The organism is Streptomyces sp. ADI95-17, assembly GCF_003846175.1.
In the GTDB taxonomy this organism is placed as follows: Bacteria; Actinomycetota; Actinomycetes; order Streptomycetales; family Streptomycetaceae; genus Streptomyces; species Streptomyces sanglieri.
Genome location: NZ_ML123047.1, coordinates 686,144 through 712,303 on the forward strand (window position 1 = coordinate 686,144; position 26,160 = coordinate 712,303).

Below are 26,160 nucleotides of genomic sequence, written 5' to 3' on the forward strand. Positions count from 1 at the left end.
CGGAGCGGGATCCGGTGGCGCTCAGTCGAAACGCGCGGCCAGTACGACCACGTCCTCGGCGCCGTCGTTCCGGTCGCGAGCGCCGCCGCTCCGGTCGGGCCCGTCCGGCAGCACGGTGTGCAGCACATGGTCGGCGACGGCTCCGGCGTCGTGGCGCATCGCCTTGGGTACGGACGCGGCGGCCGAGTGGAGCCGCGCGAACGCCCGGTCCGTGGAGTCGCCGGTGCGGCGCAGCAGTCCATCGGTGTAGAGCAGTACGGTCTCGCCGGGCGCCGGGGCGATCTCCACGCTGGGCGCCTCCCAGCAGGCGAGCATGCCCAGCGGCGCGGAGACCGAGGTCTCGACGAATTCGGTGCGCCGGTCGCCGATCACGAGCGGCGGGGTGTGGCCCGCGCCGGCCAGCAGGATCTTGCGCTCGGCCGGTTCGCAGTAGGCGAACAGCGCGGTCGCCGTACGGGCCGGTTCGGTCAGCCGCAGCAGCAGTTCCAGGTCGGAGAGCACGGCGACCGGATCCTCGCCCTCCATCACCGCGTACGCCCGCAGCCCGGACCGCAGCCGTCCCATGGCGGCCAGCGCGCTCGGCCCGGAGCCGTTCACCGAGCCCACGGCGAGGCCGAGCGCCCCCTCGGGCAGGGCGAGCGCGTCGTACCAGTCGCCGCCGCCCTGCGCCGCCCTGCGATGGCGGGCGGCCAGCTGCACGCCGGCAACCCGGGGCAGCCGGCTGGGCAGCAGCTCCTCCGTGACGGTGGCGACATCGGCCCTGGCCCGCTCCAGCTCCAGCAGCCTGGCCAGGTGCTCACCGGCGTATCCGGCGTAGAGGCCGACGAGATGGCGCTGGCGCTCCAGGGGTTCGGCGGGTTCGTCGTACAGCCAGACGGCGGCACCGAGCCTGCCGGTCGCCCCGGCGGTGATCGGTACGGCGTAGCTGGCGGCGTATCCGAGCCGGGCGGCGACCTCGCGGCGGCGCGGGTCCAGGCCGGGGTCGCCCAGCAGGTCGGGGGTGGTCAGCGCGTCTTCGGTGTCCGGGAGCCCTTCCAGGATCCGGCCGTAGGAGGTGGCGGTGCGCGGAACGGTCTCGATCTGTCCGAGCTCGGCGTGGGCGAGCCCGAGGCCGATGGTGCTCACAGGGCCGCGGCGGTCGGACGGTTCGAGGACGACCAGGCCGCGGCGGGCGCCGACCAGGGCGGCCCCGGCGTCCAGCAGTTCGTGGAGGGCATCGTCGAGCGTGCCGGTTCTGGCCAGCCGCTCGGTGAGTTCGTGCAACGTGGTGAGGTCGGAGACCCAGCCTGCGAGCCGGTCCTGGATGAAGGCTCCGGGTGCGGAGGGCACTTCGGACAGAGACCCGGCAGTGTGCGCTGAAACCGGAACTGTGGGATCGATTCCAGCCACTTTCGGCAGGTGTGGGGCGCTCATGGCTTCCGGCTTTCCGACCAGTGCTTTCTGTCGAATAGCATCGCAAACCCCCATGTCATTCTGCGCCGCTATCAGTGCATCCGCATGTACACGTAGCACCACATGTACACGCACAAGTGAGGCGATGTCCAGCATTGTCCCCACGGGATTTATGGTGTCCGGACGGCCGCCAAGTTGGCCAAAAAATGCACCCGAAGGCAACTATTTGCGGTCGACTGGGCGTGCTCGAACAGGGGGTGTTCTCGGGGTGAAGTCCCGGAGGGAGCGTCATTTCGGGCATGCTGGGTACGTAATCGATGAAGGCCAGGGGCAGTTCTGATCGCCCCGGAACCCGGCAGCGGGCCCGGACGTCCTCTCCAGTGACGGCCACGCCCCCACCCCCGAGTGGCGGGGTTTGCACCTCGGTACGGCAGGCGCGATGTGCGCGCCGCTCCTCGCCGCGCTTGTCCGGACCGATCCGTCCGGACCCGTCTCGCACCTGCTCGACTCGGCTCGGCCCATGCTCGGTACCGACGTCCCACCCGGACCGCAGATTTGAAGAGCATGTACGCACAGTGAAGTGATGCACACGTACGGCAACTCACACGTGGTGTGATGTGGACCCTCGGCGTTCAACGGAAAGGAACGAGCGCTCATGCGCGAGATCCTCGGAAGGCGACGCAGGCTCCGGCTCCGGCGCAGGGGAAGGCCGGCCCAGCTCGACGCGGCCCTGACCTGTGCCACGGCATGGCGGTGGCCCGTGCTCCCCGGAGTGGGGCTGGAGGCGGCCGGCGGTCGCGGTGACCGTGGCCGCGGCTGCGCCTGTCCCGATCCCGAGTGCGCCGTGCCCGGCGCACACCCCTTCGACCCCGGTCTCCTCGCGGCGACCACCGACGAGCGCATGGTGCGCTGGTGGTGGACCAACCGGCCCACCGCCCCGATCCTCCTGGCCACCGGCGGACGCGCCCCGTGCGCGCTGAGCCTGCCGGCCGTGGCCGCCGCCCGGGCGCTGGTCGAGCTGGACCGGATGGGTGTGCGGCTCGGTCCCGTGGTGGCGACGCCGACGCGGTGGTCGCTGATGGTCGCCCCGTACAGCCTCGAACGGCTCGGTGAACTGCTGCACGCCCAGGACTGGGTGCCCAGCTCGCTGCGTTTCCACGGCGAGGGCGGCTATCTCGTCGTCCCGCCGTCCGAGGTGGGGGCGGGACAGGTGCGCTGGGAGCGCGCCCCGGCGTCGGACGCGCCGTGGCTGCCGGACGTGGGGACGGTGCTGGACGCACTGGTCGAGGCAAGCAGCGGCGCACCGGACGGTGGCAGCCGGCTCGCGTACTGACGGGGGCAGGGCGCCGGAACGCCGGGGTGCCGGGGTGCCGGGGTGAGTCGCGCCGGCCCGGCTTTCCGTCCGGTTATCCGGCGGACCGTCAGATACTCATGCGAAGCCGACGGATGAGGCCGGGAATATCCGGGTGGCCGGATTCCCGGTGACGGATACGGCCTGCCCGGTCCATGCCGCGCAATTGCAAAGTCCGCGGTGTCCGCCGTGGCAAAGTCCGGCGGCGGAAGGCTTTCTGATGACCTTTCCGGAACGCCCCGGACTGGAATGCTCGAATATCTATTCGAGTGTTTCTGGTGTGGCCGGAGGTGGCGGCGGTATTCGTGGAGATCGTCCGTCTCCGGCATCCGCCGCCGACATCCGTCTCCGGTATTCGGCGTCGGCGCCCGGCATCTGTCCGAGACCGATCGGTCCCCACAGGGGCTCATCCCTCCCGCTCCGCCGGTCCGTACGTGGGCCGACCGTCGCCGGCAAGGCAGGGCGGGGCGTGGGGCGGGGTGGTGTGGGGTGGCCGCAGGGGCGGGGCGTGATCCGTCGTGCTCGATGAGCCGGGGCGTATCGACGAGGGGCTTCTGCGCGGGCTCGTGCGCCGCGGTGCGCGCTGTGCGCCGTACCCGGAAATGAGGATGCCCGATCGCTGGCGACGGGGGATGCACCAGCGACCGGGCTTCTAGAACGGTAACAAGAGATCTGCCGTTCGCAAATTCGATCTCGCGTATTCGGACAGGGATTTACCTGTCAGTACGGGGAGTTGTGACGCGAGTCACCTATCGGGCCGACCGGGCCCGGGGCTCTTCACCGTCAGCTGAGAGTCACCTGGCGGTTGGTGAGCCCACCGCGCGCCCGCCGCTCCTCCGCGGTGAGCGGTGCGTCCGAGGCGAGTGCCTCGGCCAGCCGCTCCGCGAACTCCGCCGCGGGCTTCTCGCACTCCTCGGCCCCCATCGCGCTCGGCAGGTCCCAGACCGGGACCATCAGCCCGTGCGCCCGGAAGGAGCCGACCAGCCTGGTGCCCTCGCCCAGCGAGGAGGTGCCGGCGGCGTGCAGCCGGGCGAGCGCGTCGAGCAGCTGCTCCTCGGCGTGCGACATGACCCAGCGGAGGTGGTTCTTCTCCGGGGTCTCGCACCAGTAGGCGGCGTCCACCCCGGCGAGCCGCGTCGTCGGGATCGCCGCCCCGTTCGCGCGCTCCAGGGAGGCGGACACCTCGGGCGTGGCGTTCTCCGCGTCCGGAACCCAGAACTCGAAGCCGGAGTGGACGGCGGGCTCGAACGCCGCAGCCGGGTCGAGCACGTCCTGCAGCCGCGGACCCTCGGCCGGCACGCGCTGCGCGGCCACGGGCGAACCGGGCTCGGCGGCCAGCGCCCGCAGCAGGGTGTCCGCGAGGTCACGGCTGAGGTCGCCGGACGGGGTGTCGTTCTGCAGGGCGAGCAGCACCGAACCGTCGTCGCGGCGGAGCGCCGGCCAGGCCATCGGCAGGACGGTCGCGAGCGTCACCGAGGGCACGCCCTCGGGCAGCCCGTCCTTCAGCGTCAGCGCCACCGTGGCGGCGGGCACCAGTTCGCGCAGCGCGACCCAGTCGCACTCCCCGGCCAGCCCCTCGAAGGGGCGGTGGACGAGCTCGGTCACGGCCTGGGCGGCGGCGCGGCCGTGACATGCCTTGTAGCGGCGGCCCGAACCGCACGGGCAGGGCTCGCGAGCCCCGACCACCGGGATCTCTCCGTCCTTGAGTTGCTGCTTCCCGGCCTTGGTCTGAGGGCGCTTCTTGGCCATGGTGGGCTTTCTCCCGATTGCGACAGTGCGGTCTGGGCCGCGAGCCTAGCCGTCCCTGTCGCGTCCGGGACACACGCGCCCGCGCGCCCATGCGTCCGCCGGTACCGGCATCGGCGCCGGAGCGAATGGCGGAGCGGGTGGCGGGGGCGTCAGCCCGCGTCGTCGAAGGCGTCCGCGAATTCCAGCGCGTCGAGCCCCGGAACGGCGGGCCCCGAGATGGTCGGCCTCGAAATGCCCGGCCTGGGCGTACCCGGCCCCCCGGGCTGCTGCCCGGGTCCCTCGTTGACCAGGACCCAGACGGTCACTTCACCGGACGAGCTGTCGCGTACGCCCCACTCGTCGGCCAGCGCGCTGATGATGTTGAGCCCGCGGCCGCCACGCGCCGTGACCGACGGGGTGGCCGGAATCGGACGGGTCGGACCGCCGCCGTCCGTCACTTCGACGGTCAGCCCGCCCGTTCTGTCGACGCGCCATGCGGCGCGGACGTCGCCGTCACCCACATTCGTGTGCCGGCCCAGTGGCCTGCCGTGCCGGCAGGCATTGCTGAGCAGTTCGGAAAGAATCAGTACTGCATCGTCGACGACCGAATCCGACACCCCGTGACTGCGCAATTGCTCGCGCATCCGGTGCCGCGCCTGGCCCACGCCCGCAGGGCCATGGGGTACGGCCATGCTCGACGACGTGGGCACTTCCTGTGCCACCACCAACGCCACCCCCGAGACCTCCTTTGCCCCACGCCACGGAGTGGATGCCCCCCTGGACTGGACCGGAAACCGGCCAATGGACTGCCAGTGACGCACTCGTAACGATCGAATACGGTTCGAATGCGCCGGTGCACTCCGTGTAACTGATGCTAAGAGCGTCCAAGTTGCGCCAGAACCTGCTTCGGGCGGTTCGTGATGATCGCCTCGATGCCGAGATCGACGCAGCGTTCGACGTCCTCCGGCTCGTTCACCGTCCAGACGTGCACGCGGTGTCCCGCGCGGTGCAGCCGCTCGATGTAGCCGGGGTGATTGCGTACGATCCGCATCCCCGGCCCGGCGATCCGCGCCCCGGCGGGCAGCCGCCCGTCGCGCAGCCGCGGCGAGACGAACTGCATCAGGTACACGGTGGGCAGCATGGGGGCCGCGACCTGGATGCGGTGCAGCGAGCGCGCCGAGAAGCTCATGATGCGTACCGGCGACGGTTCGTCGGCCGAGGGCGCGTCGAGCTCGAAGTGCTTCAGCAGCTGCAACAGCCGCTCCTCGACCTGGCCCGCCCAGCGGGTGGGGTGCTTGGTCTCGACGGCCAGCTGGAGCGGGCGCCCGGCGGCCCGGGTCTCGACGACGAGTTCGAGCAGCCGCTCCAGGGTCAGTACGGAGGTGAGTTCCCCCGGCACCGGATCCCAGTCCGGGGACTCCGACTCCTCGCGGTCCTTCCAGGAGCCGAAATCGAGGGCCGCGAGCTCGGCGAGCTCCAGGGCCGAGACGGCACCGCGGCCGTTGGAGGTGCGGTTCACCCGGCGGTCGTGCACGCATACGAGGTGGCCGTCGGCGGTGAGCCGTACGTCGCACTCCAGGGCGTCGGCACCGTCCTCGATCGCCTTCCGGTACGCGGCGAGGGTGTGCTCGGGGGCGTCGTCGGACGCGCCCCGGTGGGCGATGACCTGGATGGGGCGGTCCGTGGGCTGCTGTCGTGCGTGGGTCACCGCGTCATCGTGTCACCGTCGGGCGACCGCTGTGCCCACGTTGCGCGGCGGAAGCACGTACCCCGGAGTGCGGCCGCGGCGCACCCTGCGGTGCGTCTTGCACCGGGGGACCGTTTTGACCGATGTAAAGATTGGTGTGCGGATGCACAGGTCCTGCTTACAGTGGCCTGACGTGCCTTGGGAAAAGCTGTTATGGGACACGTACGCAGCGGATCTCTTGCCGAAATTGATGTGGAACCGAGGAGTAAAAAGCTGTGAGCACAGAGAACGAGGACAACGAGGGCACCGCGGCCGAGGCCGTTCCGTCCGTTCCGTCCGCACCTCCAGTGCCGGCCGACGCTCCTCAGGGGTCGCCCGGGAGCCCGCCCGAGTCTGCCCCCGCCCCCGTGGCCGAACCGCCCGCCACGCCTCCCCACGCGCCCCACACACCTCCCCCCAACCCCCACGCACCGCAGTCGGCCGCCGACGCCGACTGGCCGCCCCCGCCCGCCGTGCCCGCGTATGCCTCCCACGGTGCGGGCGCCGGCGGCCCGGTCTGGGGCGCGCCGCCCCAGCCGTACGCCCCCGAAGGCCCGCGCAGACGCGGCATGGGCGGCCTCGTGGCGGCGGTGGCGGCCGCGGCGCTGATCGCCGGCGGCATCGGCGGCGCCCTCGGCTACTGGGCGGCCGACCACAACGGCTCCGGCTCGACCACGGTTTCGGCGTCGGGCAACCCGCAGGACCTCAAGCGCGATCCCGGTACGGTCGCGGGCGTGGCGTCCAAGGCGCTGCCCAGCGTGGTCACCATCGACGCGCAGGGCGGCGACGGCGAGGGCGGTACGGGCACCGGCTTCGTGTACGACAAGGAGGGCCACATCCTCACGAACAACCACGTGGTCGCCTCCGCGGCGGACAGCGGCCAGCTCACGGCGACGTTCTCCAACGGCAAGAAGTACGGTGCCGAGGTGGTCGGCCGGGCCAAGGGCTACGACGTCGCCGTGCTGAAGCTGAAGAACCCGCCGTCGGGGCTCGCCCCGCTGTCCCTCGGAAATTCGGACCAGGTCGCGGTCGGCGATTCCACGATCGCGATCGGCGCCCCGTTCGGCCTGTCCAACACGGTCACCACGGGCATCATCAGCGCGAAGAACCGCCCGGTCGCCTCCGGTGACGGCTCCGGCGGCAGCAACTCGTACATGAGCGCCCTGCAGACCGACGCCTCGATCAACCCGGGCAACTCCGGTGGCCCGTTGCTCGATGCGCGCGGTGCGGTCATCGGCATCAACTCCGCGATCCAGTCGACCGGCAGCAGCGTCGGTCAGACCCAGGCGGGCTCCATCGGCCTCGGCTTCGCGATCCCGATCAACCAGGCGACGAACGTCGCCCAGCAACTGATCAAGACCGGCAAGCCGGTCTACCCGGTGATCGGCGCCACGGTCGCCATGGACGAGAAGACCGGCGGTGCGGTCATCTCCGACCAGGGAGTGGGCGGCACGGCGGCGGTGTCGAAGGACGGCCCCGCGGACCGGGCCGGCCTCAAGGCGGGCGATGTCATCACGAAGTTCAACGACACCACGATCGACAGCGGCCCGACCCTGATCGGCGAGATCTGGACCCACAAGCCCGGCGACCGGGTGACGCTCACCTACACGCGCGACGGCAGGACGGGCACCGCCGAGGTCACCCTCGGGGAGCGCAACGGCGACAGCTGACCGGCGGCAGCCGACCGGCGGCAGCCGACGGACCGCCCTCCCTCCGGGACCGGCGGTCCGTCGGCTGCCGGTACCTGCCGAGGCACGCACACCCGGATTCAATGAGCCGGTACGCTGTAGGCGCTCCGTCGCAGGTGGCCGGAGCAGGGGTGGGTTGCCCGAGCGGCCTAAGGGAACGGTCTTGAAAACCGTCGTGGCGCGAGTCACCGTGGGTTCAAATCCCACACCCACCGCAGTGGTTGAGAGCCTCCGACCAGCAGCATCGGTCGGAGGCTCTCCCGTTTCGGTGCGGCTGCGGTGCGGCTGAACCGTTCCACCCCGGCCCGACACCGACGAGACGTGTCCTGCGCCGACGAGACGTGCCCTGCACGGCAATTGGGCCTCGGGCCTCGGCAAAACGTGACCTACGGGTCTGAAACCGGCCACGGACGGTTCCGGACGGAGTACGGGTGGTCGCGGGCCGCGGGGGCCGTCCGAGGTTTATCCGCGGGATGTTCGCTGATCAGGGGCGTAGTCGCGGTGGCCGGGGCGGGCGATCGGGCGGCACGGGTGGATACCAGCCAATTACGTGCCCGGAACTGGCTGAGAGTGAAGATTTTTGTCGCATGATGTGCCACCACACAGCGCTGCGTACTACTAGATTGTCAAAGCACCACGGGACCGATCATGGTCTGCCCTTCATCGTTCATCAGCTGTCATTCGACAGCCAGTCACCACGTAGAACCCTGGTGAACACCATGTCCAGGCAGGCTTTCGGTCCGTTCCACCGCGCACGGCCGGGCTGACAGTGCTGGACGGTCGCGACGTTCGCAGTAGTTCTTGACCTGATCCGGTTGTCCGGAGATCCCCACGTCCCCGGCCGAGAGTATGAGGCACGTTCTGTGAAGGTTCGTACGAGGCGGTCGGCCACTCTGATCTCCGGCGGAGTGGCGGTGGTGCTGTTGCTGGCGGGTTGCGGCTCCGAGGACCAGATCTGGCCATTCGAGAGCAAGGACACGATGGTCGTCGGCATGTCCGACGACATCCTGGCGACCGATCCGGCCGCGGGGTACGACCCGGGTTCCTGGCTGCTGTTCAACAACGTCTTCCAGTCGCTGCTGAGTTTCCCGCCCGGGGGTTCCATACCGGTGCCGGAGGCCGCCGATGAGTGCGGCTTCTCGGACGGCAGCAGGACCTACACCTGCACGCTGCGCGACGGGCTGAAGTTCAGCAACGGCAACAGCCTCACCTCGGCGGACGTCAAGTACTCCTTCGACCGGGCGATCAAGATCAACGACCCGGCCGGCCCCGCACCGCTGCTCTCCACCATCTCGTCGATCAGGACCCCGGACGACAAGACCGTCATATTCCGCCTCAAGGTGCCGGACGCGACGTTCCCGAGCAAGATCGCATCGGGTGCCGGCTCCATCGTGGACCGCCGGGTCTATCCCAAGGACAGTCTGCTCGAAGGCGGCAAGACGGTCGGTTCCGGTCCCTACAAGCTGGATTCCATAGACAAGTCGAAAGCCGTCTTCTCGGTCTATTCCGGCTATCACGGAACCGCCGAGGTGAAGAACTCCGGCGTGACGATGAAGCTCTTCCAGGGAAACCAGCAGGCGCTCAAGACGGCTCTGGAGAAGGACGAGGTCGACATCGCGTATCGCGGCCTCACCGCCAAGACGATTGCCGCGCTCGACACTTCGCCGTCTGCGGAGAAGGACGGCCTCGACGTCGTCCAGGGCAGCAGCGCGGAAGTCCAGCACATGGTCTTCAACGTCAAGGACCCGGTGGTCGGCAAGCTCGCCGTACGCAAGGCCATCGCCTATCTCGTGGACCGTTACGCCCTGGTCAGCGAGGTCTACCAGTCCACGGCGACACCGCTCTACTCGATCGTCCCGGTCGGCGTCACCGGACACGGCAACTCCTTCTTCAACACGTACGGCGACAGCCCGCAGCCGCAGAAGGCGAAGGACGTCCTGAGGGAGTCCGGCATCACCGACAAGGTGAAGCTCACCCTCTGGTCCACGCCGAGCCGTTACGGTCCGGCCACCGACGACGAACTGCAGACCATCGCCGATCAGCTGAACAAGAGCGGGCTGTTCGAGGCCGGGATGAAGTCCGTCCCGTTCGACCAGTACGAAAAGGGCATCGCCGACGGGAAGTTCGGCATCTACGTCAAGGGCTGGGTGCCCGACTATCCCGACCCTGACAACTTCACCCAGCCGTTCTTCGGCGACGGGAACGTCCTGTCGAACAATTACGAGAACAGCGACATAACCAAGCAGATCATCCCGCAGACCTCGTCCATGACCGACCGCGCGAGCACCCGGTCGTCGTTCATCAAGCTCCAGGACATCGTGGCGCGTCAGTTGCCGCTCCTGCCGCTCTGGCAGGGGAAGCAGTACGCGGTCGCCAACGAGAACGTCCGGGGTCTGCAGAACTGTCTGGACACGTCCACCGTCTTCCGGTTCTGGGAGCTCAGCACCGCGTCCTGATGCCGAAACAGGCGGGTCAACACCGGAACAGACGGGCCGCGGACGCGATCGTGGCGCGGGCCTCGCGTTCGGTGAGGCCGGTGCGGACGGCGGCCCGGGTGAGGGCGTCCGCCAGGGCGTCGCCGTATCCGTGTTCGTAGGCGCGGCAGGCCGCCCAGAAGAGCCGTGTGTTGCGCCCGCCCTCGCATGCCGCGAGGACGAAGCGGACCAGCCCCCTCCCCCGGTCCGGATCCGGGTTCTCCGCGCTGTGCCGGCGGCGTGCCGGGGGTGTGAGCAGGCGCAGCAGCGCGCGGGGGCAGGGCGCCGGGGGCAGCCCGGCGGTGCCCGGGGCGAGCCGGTAGCGGCCGTGCCGGGTGGCCGAGCCGGGGCCCACCAGATAGCCGCCGGTGCCCCGGATGTCGATGCCGGGGGCGAGGCGGCTCGCGGAGTTCGGTACGGGGATGCCGGGCGGGCCGGTCAGCCAGAGGTGCCGTCCGCCACTCGGGGTGAGGACCGTGACGGTCGGCGGGATCGTGAACAGGTGGTGCAGGGCCAGCTGTCTCAGCGATACGGCGGAGTCGCCGCCGCCCGTGGGGTCGACGTCCAGGTCGATGCCGATGAGGTGGTGCGGCGGGCGGCCGCAGGCGATGCCGTAGCCGGTGGCCCAGGGGGCGGCGGCGAAGAGGGCCCGCACGGCCGCCGGGTCCGTGGTGGCGTCGTGGACGCCGTGCCCGGGAAGGCCGCACGCGCCCCGGCAGGCCGGCCGGCGGTCGTCGTTCCGGTGCGGGGAGGGCAGCGCGGGGAGCTTGCGGGCGGTCAGCGGGATGACGGGGAGCCCGCGCTCGGCGGCGGAGAGCGCATGGGCGAGGGCCAGGGTGGCGGTCTGCCGGTCGGTGATGGCCATGACTCTATTTTCGTTCAGGTGTTCGAAAAGAGGAAGAGGGCGTGGCTGCGGCTGCCCCTCGGCGCCCCGGTGGGCGCGGGCGGTGGGGCGCGGGCGGTGGTGAGTTGGGGCTTTTGCGGCGCGCAGAGGTTTATCGGCGCGTCCTCACGCCTGCGGGGGAATCGGGTGGCATGGGTGGTTCGGCGGGGATCCGGTGGGCAACTCTGGTGTCGCGACGTCGTGACCAATACCGGGGCGGTCGGCCAACTGCCTCGGAACAAGCCGTACTTCCGGTTCCTGGAGGAATTGACATGGCAAGCATCCGTACCGCTCGTGCCCTCGCCGCTGTTGCCGCCCTGCCCCTTGCCGCCGCGCTCTTCGGTGGTGTGGCCCAGGCCGACAGCGGTTCGTTCGCGAACGACGGATCGAACGCGGCCGTCGCGACGGTCGTCGGCAGCGGTGTCGGCGGCAACAACTCCGGCAACTCGTCCACGTCCCAGCAGCAGGCCGTCGGTGCCGGGGCGTCGAACCAGAGCAATTCCGCGCAGGTGAACGGCTCCGGATTCACCGTGGTCGACCAGGACAACGACAACGTCGCGGTGAACTTCACCAACCTCTGGTGAGCCGTCGCCGGTCATGGGCCGGTCGGGGGGTCGGACCAGGGCCGGCAGGACATGCAGCGGTCCGCGTGAGGGTGCTCCGGCACCTTCGCGCGGGCCGTTCCGCTTTGTACGGCAGTGCTGTGCGGCAATGGCATGCGGCAATGGCGTACAGCAGCGGCATGCGGCAACGGCGTGCGAGGGGCGTCGCCGACCTTGACAGCGGACACAGACCTGACGGACAGTCAGAAACCCTGATCCGTGAGCCCCGTGTCCGGGAGGCAGCCCGCCGTGCACCTCGCCCAGACGGAACGCCAGCAGCAGCTGCGCGCCGAACTACGCACGTACTTCCGCGAGGTGATGCCCGGGAGGGACGCCGGTACCGCCCCGGGGGCCGAGGACCCGGACGAGCAGCGGCGGGTGCTGCGCAGGATCGGCGCCGACGGGATGCTCGGGCTCGGCTGGCCCGTCGAGTACGGCGGCCAGGGGCGCGGCGCGGACGAGCAGTTCGTCTTCTTCGACGAGGCGTACCGGGCGGGGGCACCCGTCTCGATGGTCACCCTCAACACCGTCGGCCCTACGCTGATGAAGTACGGGACCGATGAGCAGAAGGCCTACTTCCTGCCCAGGATCCTCAGTGGCGAGCTGGTCTTCGCCATCGGCTACAGCGAGCCGGAGGCCGGTACGGACCTCGCCTCGATGCGCACCAGGGCGGTGCGGGACCGCGGGGACGCCGCCCGTGCGGACGGTGCCGGGGACGGCGGCCACTGGGTGATCGACGGGCAGAAGATCTTCACCAGCAACGCCCAGAACGCGGACTGGATCTGGCTCGCCTGCCGTACGGATCCCGAAGCGCCCAAGCATCAGGGCATCTCGATCATCCTCGTCCCGACCGACTCCCCCGGCTTCTCCTGGACGCCGATCGAGACGGTGGGCGGGCTCACCACGACGGCCACCTACTACGACGGGATACGGGTGCCCGCCACCAGCCTGGTGGGTCCGGAGAACGGCGGCTGGGGGCTCATCACCAATCAGCTGAACCATGAACGGGTGGCCCTCGCCGCGATCGGGATGCAGGCCGAGGACTTCTACGGGGCTGCCCTCGCCCACGCCCGTATCCCCGACCCGGTGACGGGCCGGCGTCCGGCGGACGAGCCGTGGGTGCGCGGCCGGCTGGCCGAGGCGTACGCCCGGCTCGCGGCGACACGCCTGCTCAACTGGCGTCTGGTGGGGGAGGTCGGGGCGGGTTCACCGGCCCCGGGCGAGGCGAGCGGCGTGAAGTTCGCGGGGACCGAGAGCGCCGTCGAGGTGTACCGGATGTGCCAGGAGATCACCGGCGAGGCGGGCATGGTGCGGGGCGGTTCGCCCGGCGCCTTCGGGGACGGGGAGCTGGAGCGGATGAACCGGGCGGCGCAGATCAACACCTTCGGGGGCGGGGTGAGCGAGGTGCAGCGGGAGATCGTCGCGACGATGCGGCTCGGCATGAAGCGGGGCCGGCGGTGACGGCCGGGACGGGGGCGCCCGAGGACCCGGACGAGCTGTACGGGCGGCTCAAGGAGTTCGAGGGGCGGGCCGCCGCGACCGCGGGCACCGGCAAGGACCCGGTCAACGAGCCGATGATCAGGCACTGGTGCGAGGCGATGGGGGACACCGACCCCGCGTACCGCGGTCCGGACGCGGTCGCTCCGCCGACGATGCTCCAGGCGTGGACGATGGGCGGGCTGTCCGGGCACACCGACCGCTCCGCGGCGTACGAGGAACTCTTCGGCCTGCTCGACGGCGCGGGATACACCTCGGTGGTCGCGACCGACTGCGAGCAGGAGTACCTGCGGCCGCTGCGGCCCGGGGACCGGATCACCTTCGACGCGGTCGTCGAATCGGTCTCGGAGCGCAAGACCACCAAGCTCGGGACGGGCTACTTCGTCACCACGCGCATGGACGTCCGGGCGGACGGCGAACTTGCCGGGACGCACCGCTTCCGGATCCTCAAGTACACCCCGGCTGCGGCGAAGCGGAAGACCCGCGGAGGCGGCCGGAACCTGCGCCCGAGGCCGGTGATCAACCGGGACAACGCCGGCTTCTGGCAGGGCGTCGCCGAGCACCGGCTGCTGATCCAGCGGTGCACCGGGTGCGGCACGCTGCGCTTCCCCTGGCTGCCCGGCTGCAACGCGTGCGGCTGCCAGGAGTGGGACACGGTCGAGGCGAGCGGCGAGGGCACCGTCTTCAGCCATGTGGTGATGCACCACCCGCCCTTCCCCGCCTTCGCCGCCGACGGGGCGGGCGGACCGTACGCGGTGGCGCTGATCGAGCTGGCCGAGGGGGTGCGGATGGTCGCCAATGTCATCGGTGTGCCGTACGACAAGGTGCGGCCGGGAATGCCGGTGCGATTGGAGTTCCTGCGTACGGAACCCGAGTTGGAGCTTCCGGTCTTCCGGGGAGGCGAGGGCTGAGATGGATTTCGCACCCACCGAGGAGCAGGGCGCGGCGCAGGGGCTCGCGGCGCGGATCTTCGGCGATCTGTCGACGCCCGAGCGCCTGGCCGTGGCCGGTACGGGGACGGACGCCGAGCTGTGGAAGGAACTCTGCGCGGCCGGGCTGACCGCGGCCGTCGAGGAGACCGGCCTGCTCGGCCTGGTGCTCCTGCTGGAGGAGCAGGGCCGCACGACGGCCCAGGTGCCGTTCGCGGCGAGCTGTGTGTACGGGCTGCTGGCCGTCGCCCGGCACGGCACGGACGAACAGCGGGAACGGCTGCTGCCCGCGCTGAGGGACGGTACGGCCGTCGCCACCGGGGCCTTCCCGGCAGGCGGCGGGATACGGGCGGACGGTACGAACACCGATGACGCCGGGCGGCTGAGCGGCAGCGTGCCGTACGTGCCGTGGCTGCGGGACGCCGGCCTCGTCCTCGTCCCGGACCGGGAAGCGCGGCTGTGGATCGTACGGACCGGTGATCCCGGTGTGCTGACCGAGCCGGTGGAGACCACGGCGCCCTGGTCGGCGGCGCGGCTCGTCCTGGACGGGGCGGCCGGCGAGCGGCTCGGCGGCGCCGGGGCGTACGGGGCGGTGCTGGCCGCGGCCCGGACGGCGTTCGCCGGACTGCAGGCCGGGGTGTGCGCCGGTTCGCTGGCCCGCGCCGTCGCGCATGTGAACACCCGCGAGCAGTTCGGGCGCCCGCTCTCCACCAAGCAGGGCGTGCTGCTGCGCGCCGCCGATGCCCACATGGACACCGAGGCGATCCGGGTCACCGCGTACGAGGCGGCCTGGCGGTACGACACGGGACTGCCGTACGGACCGCAGGCACTGACCGCCGCCTGGTGGGCGTCGGAGGCCGGCAAGCGGGTGGTGCACGCCGGACAGCATCTGCACGGCGGCACGGGCGCGGACCTCGACCACCCGGTGCACCGCCACTTCCTCTGGGGGCGGCAGCTCGACGCCTATCTGGGCTGCGGCGGCGAAGTGCTTCAGGAACTCGGGGACTCGCTGGTGAAGGAGGGCACGGAATGAAGGTGAAGGCCGGTGACGAACTCGCGCCGCTGGAGATCGCGGTGACCCGCACCCTGATCGTGGCGGGCGCGATCGCCTCCCGCGACTACCAGGACGTGCACCACGACGCGGAGCTGGCCCGGGAGAAGGGATCCCCGGACATCTTCATGAACATCCTGACGACCAACGGCCTGGTCGGCAGGTACGTCACCGACCGGCTCGGCCCCTCGGCCGTGCTCCGCAAGGTCGCCATCAGGCTGGGCGCGCCCAACTATCCCGGGGACACCATGGTGCTGAGCGGCACGGTCACCGCCGTCGCGGACGACGGGACCGCCGAGGTGGCCGTCGTCGGCTCCAACGGCCTCGGCAGGCATGTCACCGGCACGGTGACCGTCGGCGTACCGCAGGGGGCGGCATGAGTGTGCGCAGGGCCGATTCGCTCGGCGGCAGGGCGGCGGTCGTGGGGATCGGCGCGACCGAGTTCTCCAAGGACTCCGGGCGCAGCGAGCTGAAACTGGCCGTCGAGGCGGTGCGGGCCGCCCTCGACGACGCCGGGCTGACCCCCGCCGACGTGGACGGGCTCGTCACCTTCACCATGGACACCAGCCCGGAGATCGCCGTCGCCCAGGCGGCCGGGATCGGTGAGCTGTCGTTCTTCTCCCGCATCCATTACGGCGGCGGGGCGGCCTGCGCCACCGTCCAGCAGGCGGCGATGGCCGTGGCGAGCGGGGTGGCCGACGTAGTGGTCTGCTACCGCGCGTTCAACGAGCGCTCGGGGCGCAGATTCGGCTCCGGCGTGCAGCAGCGTGAGCCCACCGCGGAGGGCGCGGCGCTCGGCTGGAACCTGCCCTTCGGGCTGCTCACCCCGGCCTCCTGGGTCGCCATGGCCGCCCAGCGCTATCTGCACACCTACGGGCTGACGCCGGACGTCTTCGGCCATGTCGCGGTGACCGACCGCCGCCACGCCGCCCGGAACCCGGCGGCGTACTTCTACGGGAAGCCGATCACCCTGGCCGACCACGCGGCGTCCCGGTGGATCGTCGAACCGCTGCGGCTGCTCGACTGCTGCCAGGAGACCGACGGCGGGCAGGCGATCGTCGTCACCAGCGCCGAACGGGCCCGGGACCTGCGGCGGCCGCCCGCCGTGATCGTGGCGGCCGCGCAGGGGGCCGGCCGGGCGCAGGAGCAGATGACGAGCTTCTACCGTGACGACCTGACCGGCCTGCCGGAGACGGGAGTGGTCGCCCGTCAGCTCTGGCGCGGCTCCGGCCTGACCCCCTCCGACATCGACGTGGGGATCCTCTACGACCACTTCACCCCCTTCGTCCTGATGCAGCTGGAGGAGTTCGGCTTCTGCGCGCTGGGGGAGGCGGCCGGCTTCGTCGCGGCGGACGCGCTGCCACTGAACACGCACGGGGGCCAGCTGGGGGAGGCGTATCTGCACGGCATGAACGGCATCGCGGAGGCGGTCCGGCAGATCCGCGGCTCGTCGGTGAACCAGGTGTCCGGGGCGGCCCGGACCCTGGTCACGGCGGGCACCGGCGTCCCCACCTCGGGGCTCATCCTCGGCACGGACGACTGAGCGAGCCCGGCCCCGGGGCGGCGTCCGTGCCGGGGCGCGGCATCAGGGGGCGCCCCTGAGCCCTGGAGACCACGACTCCACCTACAGGAGGTGGAGCAGGCCCCACCCCTACACCCTGAGGCGGACGCGCTTTCGGGACCTGGGGCCGATCCCCGGAGCGGTGCCCGCTTCTAGCGTGGAGCCATGACCACGCCAGTCTGCACGGGCAGCTCCGGGGGAGCCGCCACCACCGGACACGCGCCGCACACGCCGTACCCGGTACACACGTCGCACACCACCGGGCACGGCTCACACGGCCTGCAGGCACCGCACACCCCGCGGGCCGCACGCGCCGCGTACGCCGCGCGGACCCCGTACGCCACCTACGCCCCGTACCCATCGTTCTCCTCGTTCGTCCGCGCGAGAGGCCCCGTGCTGCTGCGGGCCGCGCGCTCGCTCACCGCCAATCCGAGCGATGCCGAGGACCTGCTGCAGACCGCGCTCACCAAGACGTACGTCGCCTGGGAGCGGATCGAGGACCACCGGGCGCTCGACGGCTATGTCCGCCGGGCCCTGCTGAACACCCGGACCTCGCAGTGGCGCAAACGCAAGGTCGACGAGTTCGCCTGCGACGAACTGCCCGAGCAGGAGGCCGCCCCGGCCCCCGACCCCGCCGAGCAGCAGACGCTGCACGACGCCATGTGGCGGGCCGTGCTGAAGCTGCCGGACCGGCAGCGGGCGATGGTGGTCCTGCGTTACTACGAGGACCTGAGCGAAGCCCAGACGGCCGAGGTGCTCGGGGTCTCCGTCGGCACCGTGAAGAGCGCGGTCTCGCGGGCGCTCGGCAAGCTCAGGGAGGACCCGGAGCTGGCTCCGGTGCGGTGACCCCGGGGGTGGCGGCGCACCGGCGACCGCGCCTGATTTTGCCGAACGACACCGATTCGTACTCTCGGAAGTAGTGACATACCAAGCGGTATGTGAGCAGAATCAGGCCAACCTTACTGCCGCGTAGCGCCCACCGGGAGGACGCCGTGCTGAGCACCATGCAGGACGTACCGCTGACTGTCACCCGCATCCTCAGCCATGGGATGACCATTCACGGGAAGTCACAGGTCACGACCTGGACCGGTGAACCCGAGCCGCAGCGGCGCAGCTTCGCCGAGATCGGCCGGCGCGCGACGCAGCTCGCGAACGCGCTGCGCGACGAGCTCGGTGTGGTCGCCGACCAGCGGGTGAGCACCCTCATGTGGAACAACGCCGAGCATGTCGAGGCGTATCTCGCGATCCCCTCGACGGGTGCGGTGCTCCACACGCTCAACCTCCGGCTCCCGGCCGAGCAATTGGCCTGGATCGTCGCTCACGCCGACGACAAGGTCGTCATCGTCAACGGCTCCCTGCTGCCGATGCTCGCGCCGCTCCTCCCTCAGCTGCCTTCGATCGAGCACGTGGTCGTCGCAGGCCCGGGCGACCGCTCGCTCCTGGCCGGGGCGGCGCCCCGGGTGCACGACTACGAGGAGCTGATCGCCGGCCGCCCCACCCACTACGACTGGCCCGAGCTGGACGAACGCCAGGCCGCCGTCATGTGCTACACCTCCGGCACCACCGGCGAACCCAAGGGCGTCGTCTACTCCCACCGCTCCATCTACCTGCACTCCATGCAGGTCAACATGGCCGAATCGATGTCCCTGACCGACAACGACACCACGCTGGTGGTCGTTCCCCAGTTCCATGTGAACGCCTGGGGGCTGCCGCACGCGGCGTTCATGTCCGGCGTCAGCATGCTCATGCCCGACCGGTTCCTGCAGCCCGCCCCGCTCGCCGAGATGATCGAGCGCGTGCGGCCGACCCACGCCGCCGCCGTCCCCACCATCTGGCAGGCACTGCTCGCCGAGGTCACCGCCAACCCGCGCGACCTCAGCTCCATGGCCCGCGTCATCATCGGCGGCGCCGCCTGTCCGCCCTCCCTCATGGCGGCGTACGACAAGCTCGGCGTCCGCCTCTGCCATGCCTGGGGCATGACGGAGACCTCGCCGCTCGGCACCATCGCCCAGCCGCCCGCCGGACTGACCGAGGAGGAGGGCTGGCCCTACCGCGTCACCCAGGGCCGCTTCTCGGCCGGAGTGGAGGCACGGCTGGTCGGCCCCGGCGGCGAGCACCTGCCGTGGGACAACAAGTCGGCCGGTGAGCTGGAGGTGCGCGGCCCCTGGATCGCCGGGTCCTACTACGGAGGCAGGGACGGCGAGACCCTGCGCCCCGAGGACAAGTTCAGCGAGGACGGCTGGCTGAAGACCGGTGACGTCGGTGTGATCAGCGAGGACGGCTTCCTCACGCTCACCGACCGGGCCAAGGACGTCATCAAGTCCGGCGGCGAATGGATCTCCAGCGTCGAACTGGAGAACGTTCTGATGGCGCACCCGGACGTGGCCGAGGCGGCGGTCGTCGCCGTCCCGGACGAGAAGTGGGGCGAGCGCCCGCTGGCGACCGTGGTCCTCAAGGACGGCGCGAGCGCCGACTACGGGTCGCTGAAGGACTTCCTCGCCACGTCCGGCATCGCCAAGTGGCAGCTGCCGGAGCGCTGGACGGTCATCGCGGCCGTGCCGAAGACCAGCGTCGGCAAGTTCGACAAGAAGGTGATCCGCAGGCAGTACGCGGAGGGCGAGCTGGACATCACCCAGCTCTGAGCCGAGGGCCGCGGACACGACGAGGGCGGTACGGGAACCTCCCGTACCGCCCTCGTCATGTACCGGTGTCTCAGTTCGTACCGATCTTCGCCAGCAGGTCGACGATGCGCGCCTGGACCTCTTCGCTCGTGGACCGCTCGGCCAGGAAGAGCACGGTCTCGCCCGAGCTGAGCTTCGGCAGCTCCGGCCCGTGCATGTCGGCGGAGGTGTAGACGACCAGCGGGGTCCGGTTCAACTGACCGTTGGCGCGCAGCCAGTCGACGATGCCGGCCCGGCGGCGGCGCACCTGCATCAGGTCCATCACCACGAGGTTGGGCCGCGTCCGGGTGGCGAGCGTCACCGCCTCGCTGTCCGTGGAGGCCCGTGCCACCTGCATGCCGCGGCGCTCCAGGGTCTCCGTCAGCGCCAGCGCGATCTCCTCGTGCTCCTCGATCAACAGCACCCGGGGCGGATGCTGTTCGCTGTCGCGCGGGGCGAGCGCCTTGAGGAGCACGGCGGGGTCGGCGCCGTACGCCGCCTCCCGCGAGGCCTGCCCCAGGCCCGCGGTCACCAGCACCGGGACCTCGGCCGCCACCGCCGCCTGACGCAGCGACTGGAGGGCCTTGCGGGTGATCGGACCGGTCAGCGGATCGACGAACAGCGCGGCGGGGAACGCCGCGATCTGGGCGTCGACCTCCTCGCGCGAGTGCACGATCACCGGCCGGTAGCCGCGGTCGCTCAGCGCCTGCTGGGTGGAGACGTCGGGCGCGGGCCAGACGAGCAGCCGGCGCGGGTTGTCCAGCGGCTCCGGGGGCAGCTCGTCATCGACGGGCTGCGGCGAGGGACGGTTGGCGACCTCGACCGCGCCGCCCGGACCGTCCAGCGGCTCCGGCCCCTCGGCGCCCTCGTCGGGGGCCCCTATCGCGTACGAACGCCCCTCGGCCTCCGGGGCGGAACGCAGCGGGCCCTGCGCGGGGACGGACGGGGCCGGCGCCGACGCGGCGGCCTGCGGGGTGCGCTCGCCGTCCGGCGGCGCGGCGAGCTTGCGGCGCCGCCCGGCACCGCCGAGCGTCTGGTTCTGCTGGTGCGCGATGTGCTGGGCGAACGGCACACCCTGCCCGAGCGTCCGCACGCTGAACGCGCGCCCCTGCGTCGAGTCCGACGACCCGCCGGGCACCGGAGCCTCCGCGGGCAGCGGCTGGCTACGCGCGTCCGCCAGGGGCGCGATGCCCCGCGCATGGCCTTCCGCGCTCTCCGGGCCCTCCGCAGGGTCTGCCGCGACGGCCGCGGTGCCCGTGGCGTGCGTGGTCTGTCCGGCCGCGAGCGGCTCCGCGCCCTCGGCGGGCAGGTCTTCGGCCTGATCGGGCCGCTCGGCCTGCTGCGGGACCTCGGGGTGGCGGGCCCGGCGACGGCCGGTCGGTACGGGATGCGGCTGGGGCGGGGTGTGGTCGTCGCCCGGTGCGATGCGTACGGAGTCATGGCGACCCGGCAGCGAGGCGTCGGCGTCGGCGTCGACGGCCGGGGACCGGTCGGCCTCCGCGGGCGGCAGCGCGAACGCGGTACGGGGCCCTGCGGGCTCGGCCTGGGCGGCCCGCTCCTGGGTGGCCGCCAGCGCCCGCCGGGCCCGCCGCCCGGTCGGCTGGGACGCCTGTGCCGGTACGGGCGAAGCGCCGGCCGAGCCGGAATCCGGAGCCGGAGCCTGGGCCGAATCCGCATCCGAAGCGGAGGCGGGCAGAGCCAGCTGGTTCTGCCCCTGCCCCTGATTCTGGCTCTCGGCACCCTGCCGCGCGCGGTGTCCGCCCGCGGGTACCGGCACGCCCTGCGGCGGCACGGTCTGGCCGAGCTGCGGCCGGCCGCCGCCCTGCGCGCCTTCCGCCGCCGTCACCACGGAACCTTCGGACGGCGCCGCGGGCAGCGCCAACGCCTGCCCGACACCCTGCTCAGGAGAGTCGGCGGACGGAGCCGGCCCGGGCACCGGCTGCTGCGCACCGGTCTCGGCCGGGCTCGGCCGACCCCGCCTGCGCCCCGAACCCTCGCTGCGCGCGCTCTCCGCGATCTGGGCGGCGTCCGGCACCACGGGCTCACGGCGCGCCCGCCGCCGCCCGGTCGGCTCGGCCGCGGCCGTGTCGCCGTCGGCCCCGGCACCTGCCCCGGAACCGCCCACCGGACTCTCCAGGAACGCGTCCGTGGACGCCCGCCGCGCGCGTCGCCGCCCGCCGCCCGACTGCTGCCCGGCCTCCGGCCCGCCCGGGCCGGCCACCGGCTCGGCCTCCGGCTCCGGCGCGGGCGCCGTCACCGTCCCCGAGCCGGCCCCCAACGGCACTTCGAGCACATACGCGCTGCCGCTCATCCCCGGCACCTCGTGCGTCTGGAGCACACCGCCGTGCGCCCGCACGATCCCGCGCACGATCGGCTCGTGCACCGGGTCTCCCCCGGCGAACGGCCCGCGCACCTCGATCCGTACGACCTCACCGCGCTGCGCCGCCGCGACGACGACCGTGGAGTCGACGTACCCGCCGCCGGGCACCACCCGGGCCTTGCCGGTGGAGTCGACCCCGGCCACATCCGCGACCAGGTGGGCGAGCGCGGTCACCAGCCGGGCTGCGTCCACCTCGGCCTCGATCGGCGGCGCGTGCACGGCGAACTGGGCGCGCCCGGGACCGATCAGCTCGACGGACGCGTCGATACCGGCCGTCACGACCGAGTCGAGCAGCACGTTCGCCTTGGCCAGCTTCTCGGAGCCGGCGTCCAGACGCTGATAGCCGAGGACGTTGTCGACGAGGGTGGTCATCCGGGCGTAGCCCGCCGCCAGATGGTGCAGGATCTGGTTGGCCTCGGGCCACAGCTGCCCCGCCGGGTCGGCGGCGAGCGTCGAGAGTTCGCCGCGCAGTTCCTCCAGCGGGCCGCGCAGCGATTCGCCGAGCACGGCGGTGAGCTGGGTGTGCCGGTCGGTCAGCGACGCCAGCCGGTCGGCCTGCGCCTCCAGCTCGGCCGCGTACCGCTCGGTCCGGTCGGCCAGCTCCGAGCTGTGCCGCTCCGTCAGCTCGGCGACCTCGGCGGTGTGACTGTCGGTCAGTTCGGCGAGCTCGGCCCGGTGCTGCGCGCCGAGCTCCTCGTACGGCCTGCGGTCGGTGAACGTCATGACGGCGCCGACCAGCTGGTCGCCGTCCCGGACCGGCGCGGTGGTCAGGTCGACCGGCACCTGCGCGCCGCTCTTGGACCACAGGACCTGGCCGCGCACCCGGTGCTTGCGCCCGGACCTGAGGGTGTCGGCGAGCGGCGACTCCTCGTACGGGAACGGCTCGCCCTCTGCCCGCGAGTGCAGGATCAGCGGATGCAGCTCCTGGCCGCCCAGGTCGCTGGCGCGGAAGCCGAGGATCTGCGCGGCGGCGGGGTTGACCAGGACCACCCGGCCGTCGGTGTCCGTGCCGACGACGCCCTCGGCCGCGGCCCGCAGGATCATCTCGGTCTGCCGCTGCGAACGGGCCAGTTCGGCCTCGGTGTCCACGGTGCCCGTCAGATCCCGCACGACGAGCATCAGCAGCTCGTCGCCGGTGTAGCTGCCGCTGTAGGTGCTCTGGAAGTCGTTGTACGCGGCCTGCCCGTCCTCCAGGCTGGCGCTGGTCACCTCGACCGGGTACTCGGTGCCGTCGGTGCGCCGGGCGGTCATCCGGGTCGGCTTCGTACGGCTGCGGTCGTCGGCGGTGTCGGCGCGGCGCATCGAGCCCGGGATCAGCTTGGAGTCGAACTCGGGCAGCAGGTCCAGCAGCCCGCGCCCGACGAGCGCGGTGCCCGGCGTCTCGAACATTTCGAGCGCGATGGTGTTGGCGTTGACGACCGTGCCGTTGCAGTTGACGAGCAGCAGCCCGTCGGGGAGTGCATCGAGTATGGCTGCGAGGCGAGCAGCGCCTCGGGATGGCCTGCTGCTCACGACGACGCTTCCTCCCTGGTTACCGCACCTTGCCGACAGCGGGCCCCATCTTGCCCCTCGGGCCGCGGGCTGTCACTGGAGGAGTCTAAAGGCAGCGAAGGGGCGAGGGGCTGCGGATGAGGGGGAGCTCTCACCAAGGTTCTGTGCATACGGTGTACGACTCCGCCCCGTCTCCGCCTCGTCATGTGTCGTCGATCGTGCCCCGGCCGGGGCACGATCCCCTGCTCACGGGGTACGTCCGGTTCGGCCGGACGCACCCCGGCCACCGGGCCGGCCCGGCCCGGTCATCGGACGTTGGGGAGCACCGGGATCAGATTGTTCCAGCGGGAGATCTCGCAGCCGTTGGTCCGGCTGAAGACCGAGTCGATGTGCCGTCCCTGCCAGGTCCCGGTGACCCGGGCGGTGGCCGGACCCCCGGACTGCAGGGTGCACAGCGCGTCCGCGGGCACCGGGGCGAACGGGTCCCGGCTCCCGCCCGCCAGCTCGTCCAGCCGGCCGCAGGCCTGCTCCGCCACCGGGTGACTGCCGCCCGCCGGCGCGCACCGCAGCTCGAAGCTCCCCTCGGCCGCGGAGTCCCCCGTACCCGAGACGGTGATCGTCAGCCGGGTACGGGCGTCGTCCTGGAGCACGGGCAGCGGCAGGGGCAGCGGGAGGGGGCCGGTGGCCGCGGCCGCGGCCGGGGCGACGGCGGAAAGCGCGGCGAGGGAGACGACGGCGGTGAGGGCGAGGCGGCGCAACATTGCGGGCTCCTGTGCTCGTGCACGCGGCGGCGGAAGTGCCGGTGGAACGGACGGAAGGACAGGAGGCGGCGCCTCCGACATCACTAACGCTCCGCACGCCACGGCGTTGCGCAACCGCAGGTGCTTTGCCCTCGTGCCCGACTGCCTAGTACCGTAGGCATCGATTGGTGACGCACCGCTCAGTTGTGTCATCATCTGCAGGCACCACTCGCGCTCGCGCGGGGTGTAGCTGGAGGCGTCGCCTAGTCCGGTCTATGGCGCCGCACTGCTAATGCGGTTTGGGTCTTAAAGCCCATCGAGGGTTCAAATCCCTCCGCCTCCGCTCTCCGACCAGGGAGTTCAGTCAATTTCGACTGAACTCCCTGAGTCGTTTCCGGAGCCGTTGCGGCGACCGGCGGCAGCCCCCGGCTACTTCCGGGTGGCGCAGGGGTCGCAGCAGGAGGGGGCCGGCTCGACGCAGATGGTCACGGCGTCGGTGTTGTTGCCGGTGTCGGGATCCTTTTCGTTGGCGGTGACCGTGGCGGTGTTGACGACGGATCCGGTCCGGGTGGCCTTGGCCCGCAGCACGAGGGTGGCCCCGGAGCCGTCGGCCAGGGTGCCCACGGCCCACCGTCCGGTGGCCGGGTCGTAGCTCCCGGGGCCGTCGGCGGACAGGAAGGCGAGACCGTCCGGGAGCCGGTCGGTGACGGTGACGCCGGTGGCCCGGTTCGGGCCGGCGTTGTGGACGGTGATGCGGTAGGTCACGGTCTGGCCGACGGTGACGGTGGTCGCGTCGGCTGCCTTGGCCACGGCCAGGTCGGCGGCCGGGTTGACCTGTGTGACCTGCTCGTCGGAGGTGGCCGTCAGTGGCTCCGGGGTATCGCCGAGGCGGTTCTCGTAGGAGGCGGTGGCGGTGTTCCTGAGCTGCTGCCCGCCGGCGGCCCGGTCGATGGTGACCCGGTACTCGGCGGTGGTTCCCCCTGGCAGGGTCTCGGTATTGGGCAGGCTGCCGCCTGCCTCGGTGGTGGTGCTGCCGAGGGCGAAGACCACCTTGTCGCCCTGGGCGTCGTAGTACGCCTGGTCGTCGCCCCGCGCGTCGGTCTTCGGCCCGGCGTTCGGGCCGTCGACGATGCGCAGGGAACCGGGCAGATACGTCGTGCCCTGCGGGATGACGTCGGTCAGCACGAGGTTCTCGGCCGCGCCGCCGCCCTCGTTCCTGGCGTTGACGCGGTAGGTGATGACGTCGCCCACTTCCAGCGGCCCCGTGGGAGCGGCGGTCTTGGTGAGCACCACGTGGGGCGCGGTGCCGAAGAAGATGCCGTCCAGGAAGTTGCCGATGCTCTGGTTGCCGCCGGCGGCGGAGACGGACCGGAAGGCGAACCGAGTCAGTGTCTGCCCCGCCGGGACGGTGTAGGTGCCGGTGTAGTGGCCCCAGGCGGTGGTGCCGTCGGTGAAGCGTCTCTGCTGGACCGTGGCGCCCGGCGCGCCGATGTCCAGGGCCATGGTGTCGTCCCCTTGACGGCCCCGGTGGTACAGCCGCCAGTACAGCTTCGTACCGGGCGTGGTGGGCAGGTCCTGGTAGAGCGTGGAGACCTGATTGGCGTTGAGCTCGGCGAACTGGGTGCCGTCGGCCGCCGGTACGCCGTTGAAGCCCGTGCGCCACAGCTCGATCCTGTGGTCGGTGGCGGTGGTGAGCCAGCCCGGGACGCGCTTGGGCGCCTGTGTCTGTGAGGAGTCCGGCAGGATCTCCACACCGCTGACGACGGGCTGTTCGAAGCTGCCGTTGGCCAGGGCGACCCGGAGCGGAGCAGGAGGTGTGGACATGGTTCTTCCCCTCAAGTCGATGCTGCTGGAGCGCACCGCCGTCCGGCCGCACAACTGCGCGCCGTGGCGGAGCCGGTGCGTTCAGTAGCGCAATGCATCCGGGTGATCGCGTAAAGCGATGAGCGGGGTGGTTCGGCCAACCTCGGGCGGCAGGTTTGCGGACCCCGCTCCCGGTCGGCTCCC

The 26,160-nt window shown here is 71.6% G+C and carries 19 protein-coding genes and 2 tRNA genes; 13 read left to right on the top strand and 8 right to left on the bottom strand.

The genetic code is table 11. The annotated features are described in order from the left end of the window. Window positions 1-21: 21 nt before the first annotated feature. The gene (locus EES42_RS22085) at window positions 22-1,548 is read right to left on the bottom strand and encodes a PP2C family protein-serine/threonine phosphatase (protein WP_206433547.1); all 1,527 of its coding nucleotides are present in this window, start codon (window positions 1,546-1,548) and stop codon (window positions 22-24) included. A gap of 499 nt (window positions 1,549-2,047) precedes the next feature. Here EES42_RS22085 and EES42_RS22090 point away from each other — a divergent pair, with 499 nt between their 5' ends. After that, window positions 2,048-2,725: a bifunctional DNA primase/polymerase gene (locus tag EES42_RS22090; RefSeq protein ID WP_124719957.1), complete on the top strand. Its 678-nt coding sequence runs from the start codon at window positions 2,048-2,050 to the stop codon at window positions 2,723-2,725. 801 nt (window positions 2,726-3,526) lie between these two features. Here EES42_RS22090 and EES42_RS22095 read toward each other — a convergent pair. From EES42_RS22095 to EES42_RS22105, 3 genes are all read right to left on the bottom strand, one after another. After that, window positions 3,527-4,492, bottom strand: coding sequence for a DUF5926 family protein (locus tag EES42_RS22095; RefSeq protein ID WP_124719958.1), 966 nt, complete (start codon window positions 4,490-4,492; stop codon window positions 3,527-3,529). Window positions 4,493-4,641: 149 nt separating this feature from the next. Then, entirely contained in the window at window positions 4,642-5,292 is a 651-nt protein-coding gene (locus tag EES42_RS22100; RefSeq protein ID WP_124719959.1) for an ATP-binding protein, read from the bottom strand. A 53-nt stretch (window positions 5,293-5,345) separates the two neighbouring features. Beyond that, entirely contained in the window at window positions 5,346-6,179 is an 834-nt protein-coding gene (locus EES42_RS22105) for a glycerophosphodiester phosphodiesterase (RefSeq protein WP_124719960.1), read from the bottom strand. A gap of 254 nt (window positions 6,180-6,433) precedes the next feature. Here EES42_RS22105 and EES42_RS22110 point away from each other — a divergent pair, with 254 nt between their 5' ends. The 3 genes from EES42_RS22110 to EES42_RS22120 all read left to right on the top strand — a co-directional run bounded on the left by EES42_RS22110 (window position 6,434) and on the right by EES42_RS22120 (window position 10,341). After that, entirely contained in the window at window positions 6,434-7,867 is a 1,434-nt protein-coding gene (locus EES42_RS22110) for a S1C family serine protease (RefSeq protein ID WP_124719961.1), read from the top strand. Between the two features lie 148 nt (window positions 7,868-8,015). Continuing rightward, window positions 8,016-8,100 (top strand) — tRNA-Ser (locus tag EES42_RS22115). 648 nt (window positions 8,101-8,748) lie between these two features. Then, on the top strand, window positions 8,749-10,341 hold the full coding sequence (locus EES42_RS22120; protein ID WP_124719962.1) for an ABC transporter substrate-binding protein: 1,593 nt from the start codon (window positions 8,749-8,751) through the stop codon (window positions 10,339-10,341). Between the two features lie 16 nt (window positions 10,342-10,357). Here the strand turns inward: EES42_RS22120 and EES42_RS22125 are convergent, their stop codons facing one another. Further along, on the bottom strand, window positions 10,358-11,224 hold the full coding sequence (locus EES42_RS22125; protein ID WP_124719963.1) for a bifunctional DNA primase/polymerase: 867 nt from the start codon (window positions 11,222-11,224) through the stop codon (window positions 10,358-10,360). A 290-nt stretch (window positions 11,225-11,514) separates the two neighbouring features. On the opposite strand from EES42_RS22125, the gene EES42_RS22130 reads away from it, so the two are divergent. The 8 genes from EES42_RS22130 to EES42_RS22165 all read left to right on the top strand — a co-directional run bounded on the left by EES42_RS22130 (window position 11,515) and on the right by EES42_RS22165 (window position 19,524). Next, window positions 11,515-11,826 (top strand): hypothetical protein, encoded by a 312-nt coding sequence (locus EES42_RS22130; RefSeq protein ID WP_124719964.1) that lies wholly within the window; start codon window positions 11,515-11,517, stop codon window positions 11,824-11,826. Between the two features lie 267 nt (window positions 11,827-12,093). Further along, window positions 12,094-13,305 carry an acyl-CoA dehydrogenase family protein gene (locus EES42_RS22135; protein ID WP_124720180.1) on the top strand — a complete coding sequence of 404 codons (1,212 nt, stop codon included), beginning with the start codon at window positions 12,094-12,096 and terminating at the stop codon, window positions 13,303-13,305. Continuing rightward, window positions 13,302-14,252 (top strand): bifunctional MaoC family dehydratase N-terminal/OB-fold nucleic acid binding domain-containing protein, encoded by a 951-nt coding sequence (locus EES42_RS22140; protein ID WP_124719965.1) that lies wholly within the window; start codon window positions 13,302-13,304, stop codon window positions 14,250-14,252. The genes EES42_RS22135 and EES42_RS22140 overlap by 4 nt, the downstream gene beginning before the upstream one ends. 1 nt (window position 14,253) lies before the next feature. Further along, entirely contained in the window at window positions 14,254-15,303 is a 1,050-nt protein-coding gene (locus EES42_RS22145; RefSeq protein ID WP_124719966.1) for an acyl-CoA dehydrogenase family protein, read from the top strand. A 2-nt stretch (window positions 15,304-15,305) separates the two neighbouring features. Next, on the top strand, window positions 15,306-15,701 hold the full coding sequence (locus EES42_RS22150) for a MaoC family dehydratase (RefSeq protein WP_277426134.1): 396 nt from the start codon (window positions 15,306-15,308) through the stop codon (window positions 15,699-15,701). Beyond that, window positions 15,698-16,864 (top strand): lipid-transfer protein, encoded by a 1,167-nt coding sequence (locus EES42_RS22155; protein ID WP_124719968.1) that lies wholly within the window; start codon window positions 15,698-15,700, stop codon window positions 16,862-16,864. Before EES42_RS22150 ends, EES42_RS22155 begins: the two co-directional genes overlap by 4 nt. Before the next feature lie 183 nt (window positions 16,865-17,047). Next, the gene (locus EES42_RS22160; protein WP_124719969.1) at window positions 17,048-17,728 is read left to right on the top strand and encodes a SigE family RNA polymerase sigma factor; all 681 of its coding nucleotides are present in this window, start codon (window positions 17,048-17,050) and stop codon (window positions 17,726-17,728) included. Between the two features lie 146 nt (window positions 17,729-17,874). Next, window positions 17,875-19,524, top strand: coding sequence for a long-chain fatty acid--CoA ligase (locus EES42_RS22165; protein WP_124719970.1), 1,650 nt, complete (start codon window positions 17,875-17,877; stop codon window positions 19,522-19,524). Between the two features lie 70 nt (window positions 19,525-19,594). On the opposite strand, the gene EES42_RS22170 is transcribed toward EES42_RS22165, so the two are convergent. Beyond that, window positions 19,595-23,434, bottom strand: a complete 3,840-nt coding sequence (locus EES42_RS22170) for a PAS domain-containing protein (RefSeq protein WP_124719971.1) — start codon at window positions 23,432-23,434, stop codon at window positions 19,595-19,597. A 284-nt stretch (window positions 23,435-23,718) separates the two neighbouring features. Then, window positions 23,719-24,174, bottom strand: coding sequence for an SSI family serine proteinase inhibitor (locus tag EES42_RS22175; RefSeq protein WP_124719972.1), 456 nt, complete (start codon window positions 24,172-24,174; stop codon window positions 23,719-23,721). Window positions 24,175-24,405: 231 nt separating this feature from the next. Between EES42_RS22175 and EES42_RS22180 the strand changes: the two genes are divergently transcribed. Further along, a tRNA-Ser gene (locus EES42_RS22180) sits at window positions 24,406-24,496 on the top strand. Between the two features lie 86 nt (window positions 24,497-24,582). Here EES42_RS22180 and EES42_RS22185 read toward each other — a convergent pair. Continuing rightward, a complete protein-coding gene (locus EES42_RS22185) occupies window positions 24,583-25,977 on the bottom strand; it encodes a DUF7507 domain-containing protein (RefSeq protein ID WP_124719973.1) in 1,395 nt (464 codons plus the stop codon). Window positions 25,978-26,160 lie beyond the last annotated feature (183 nt).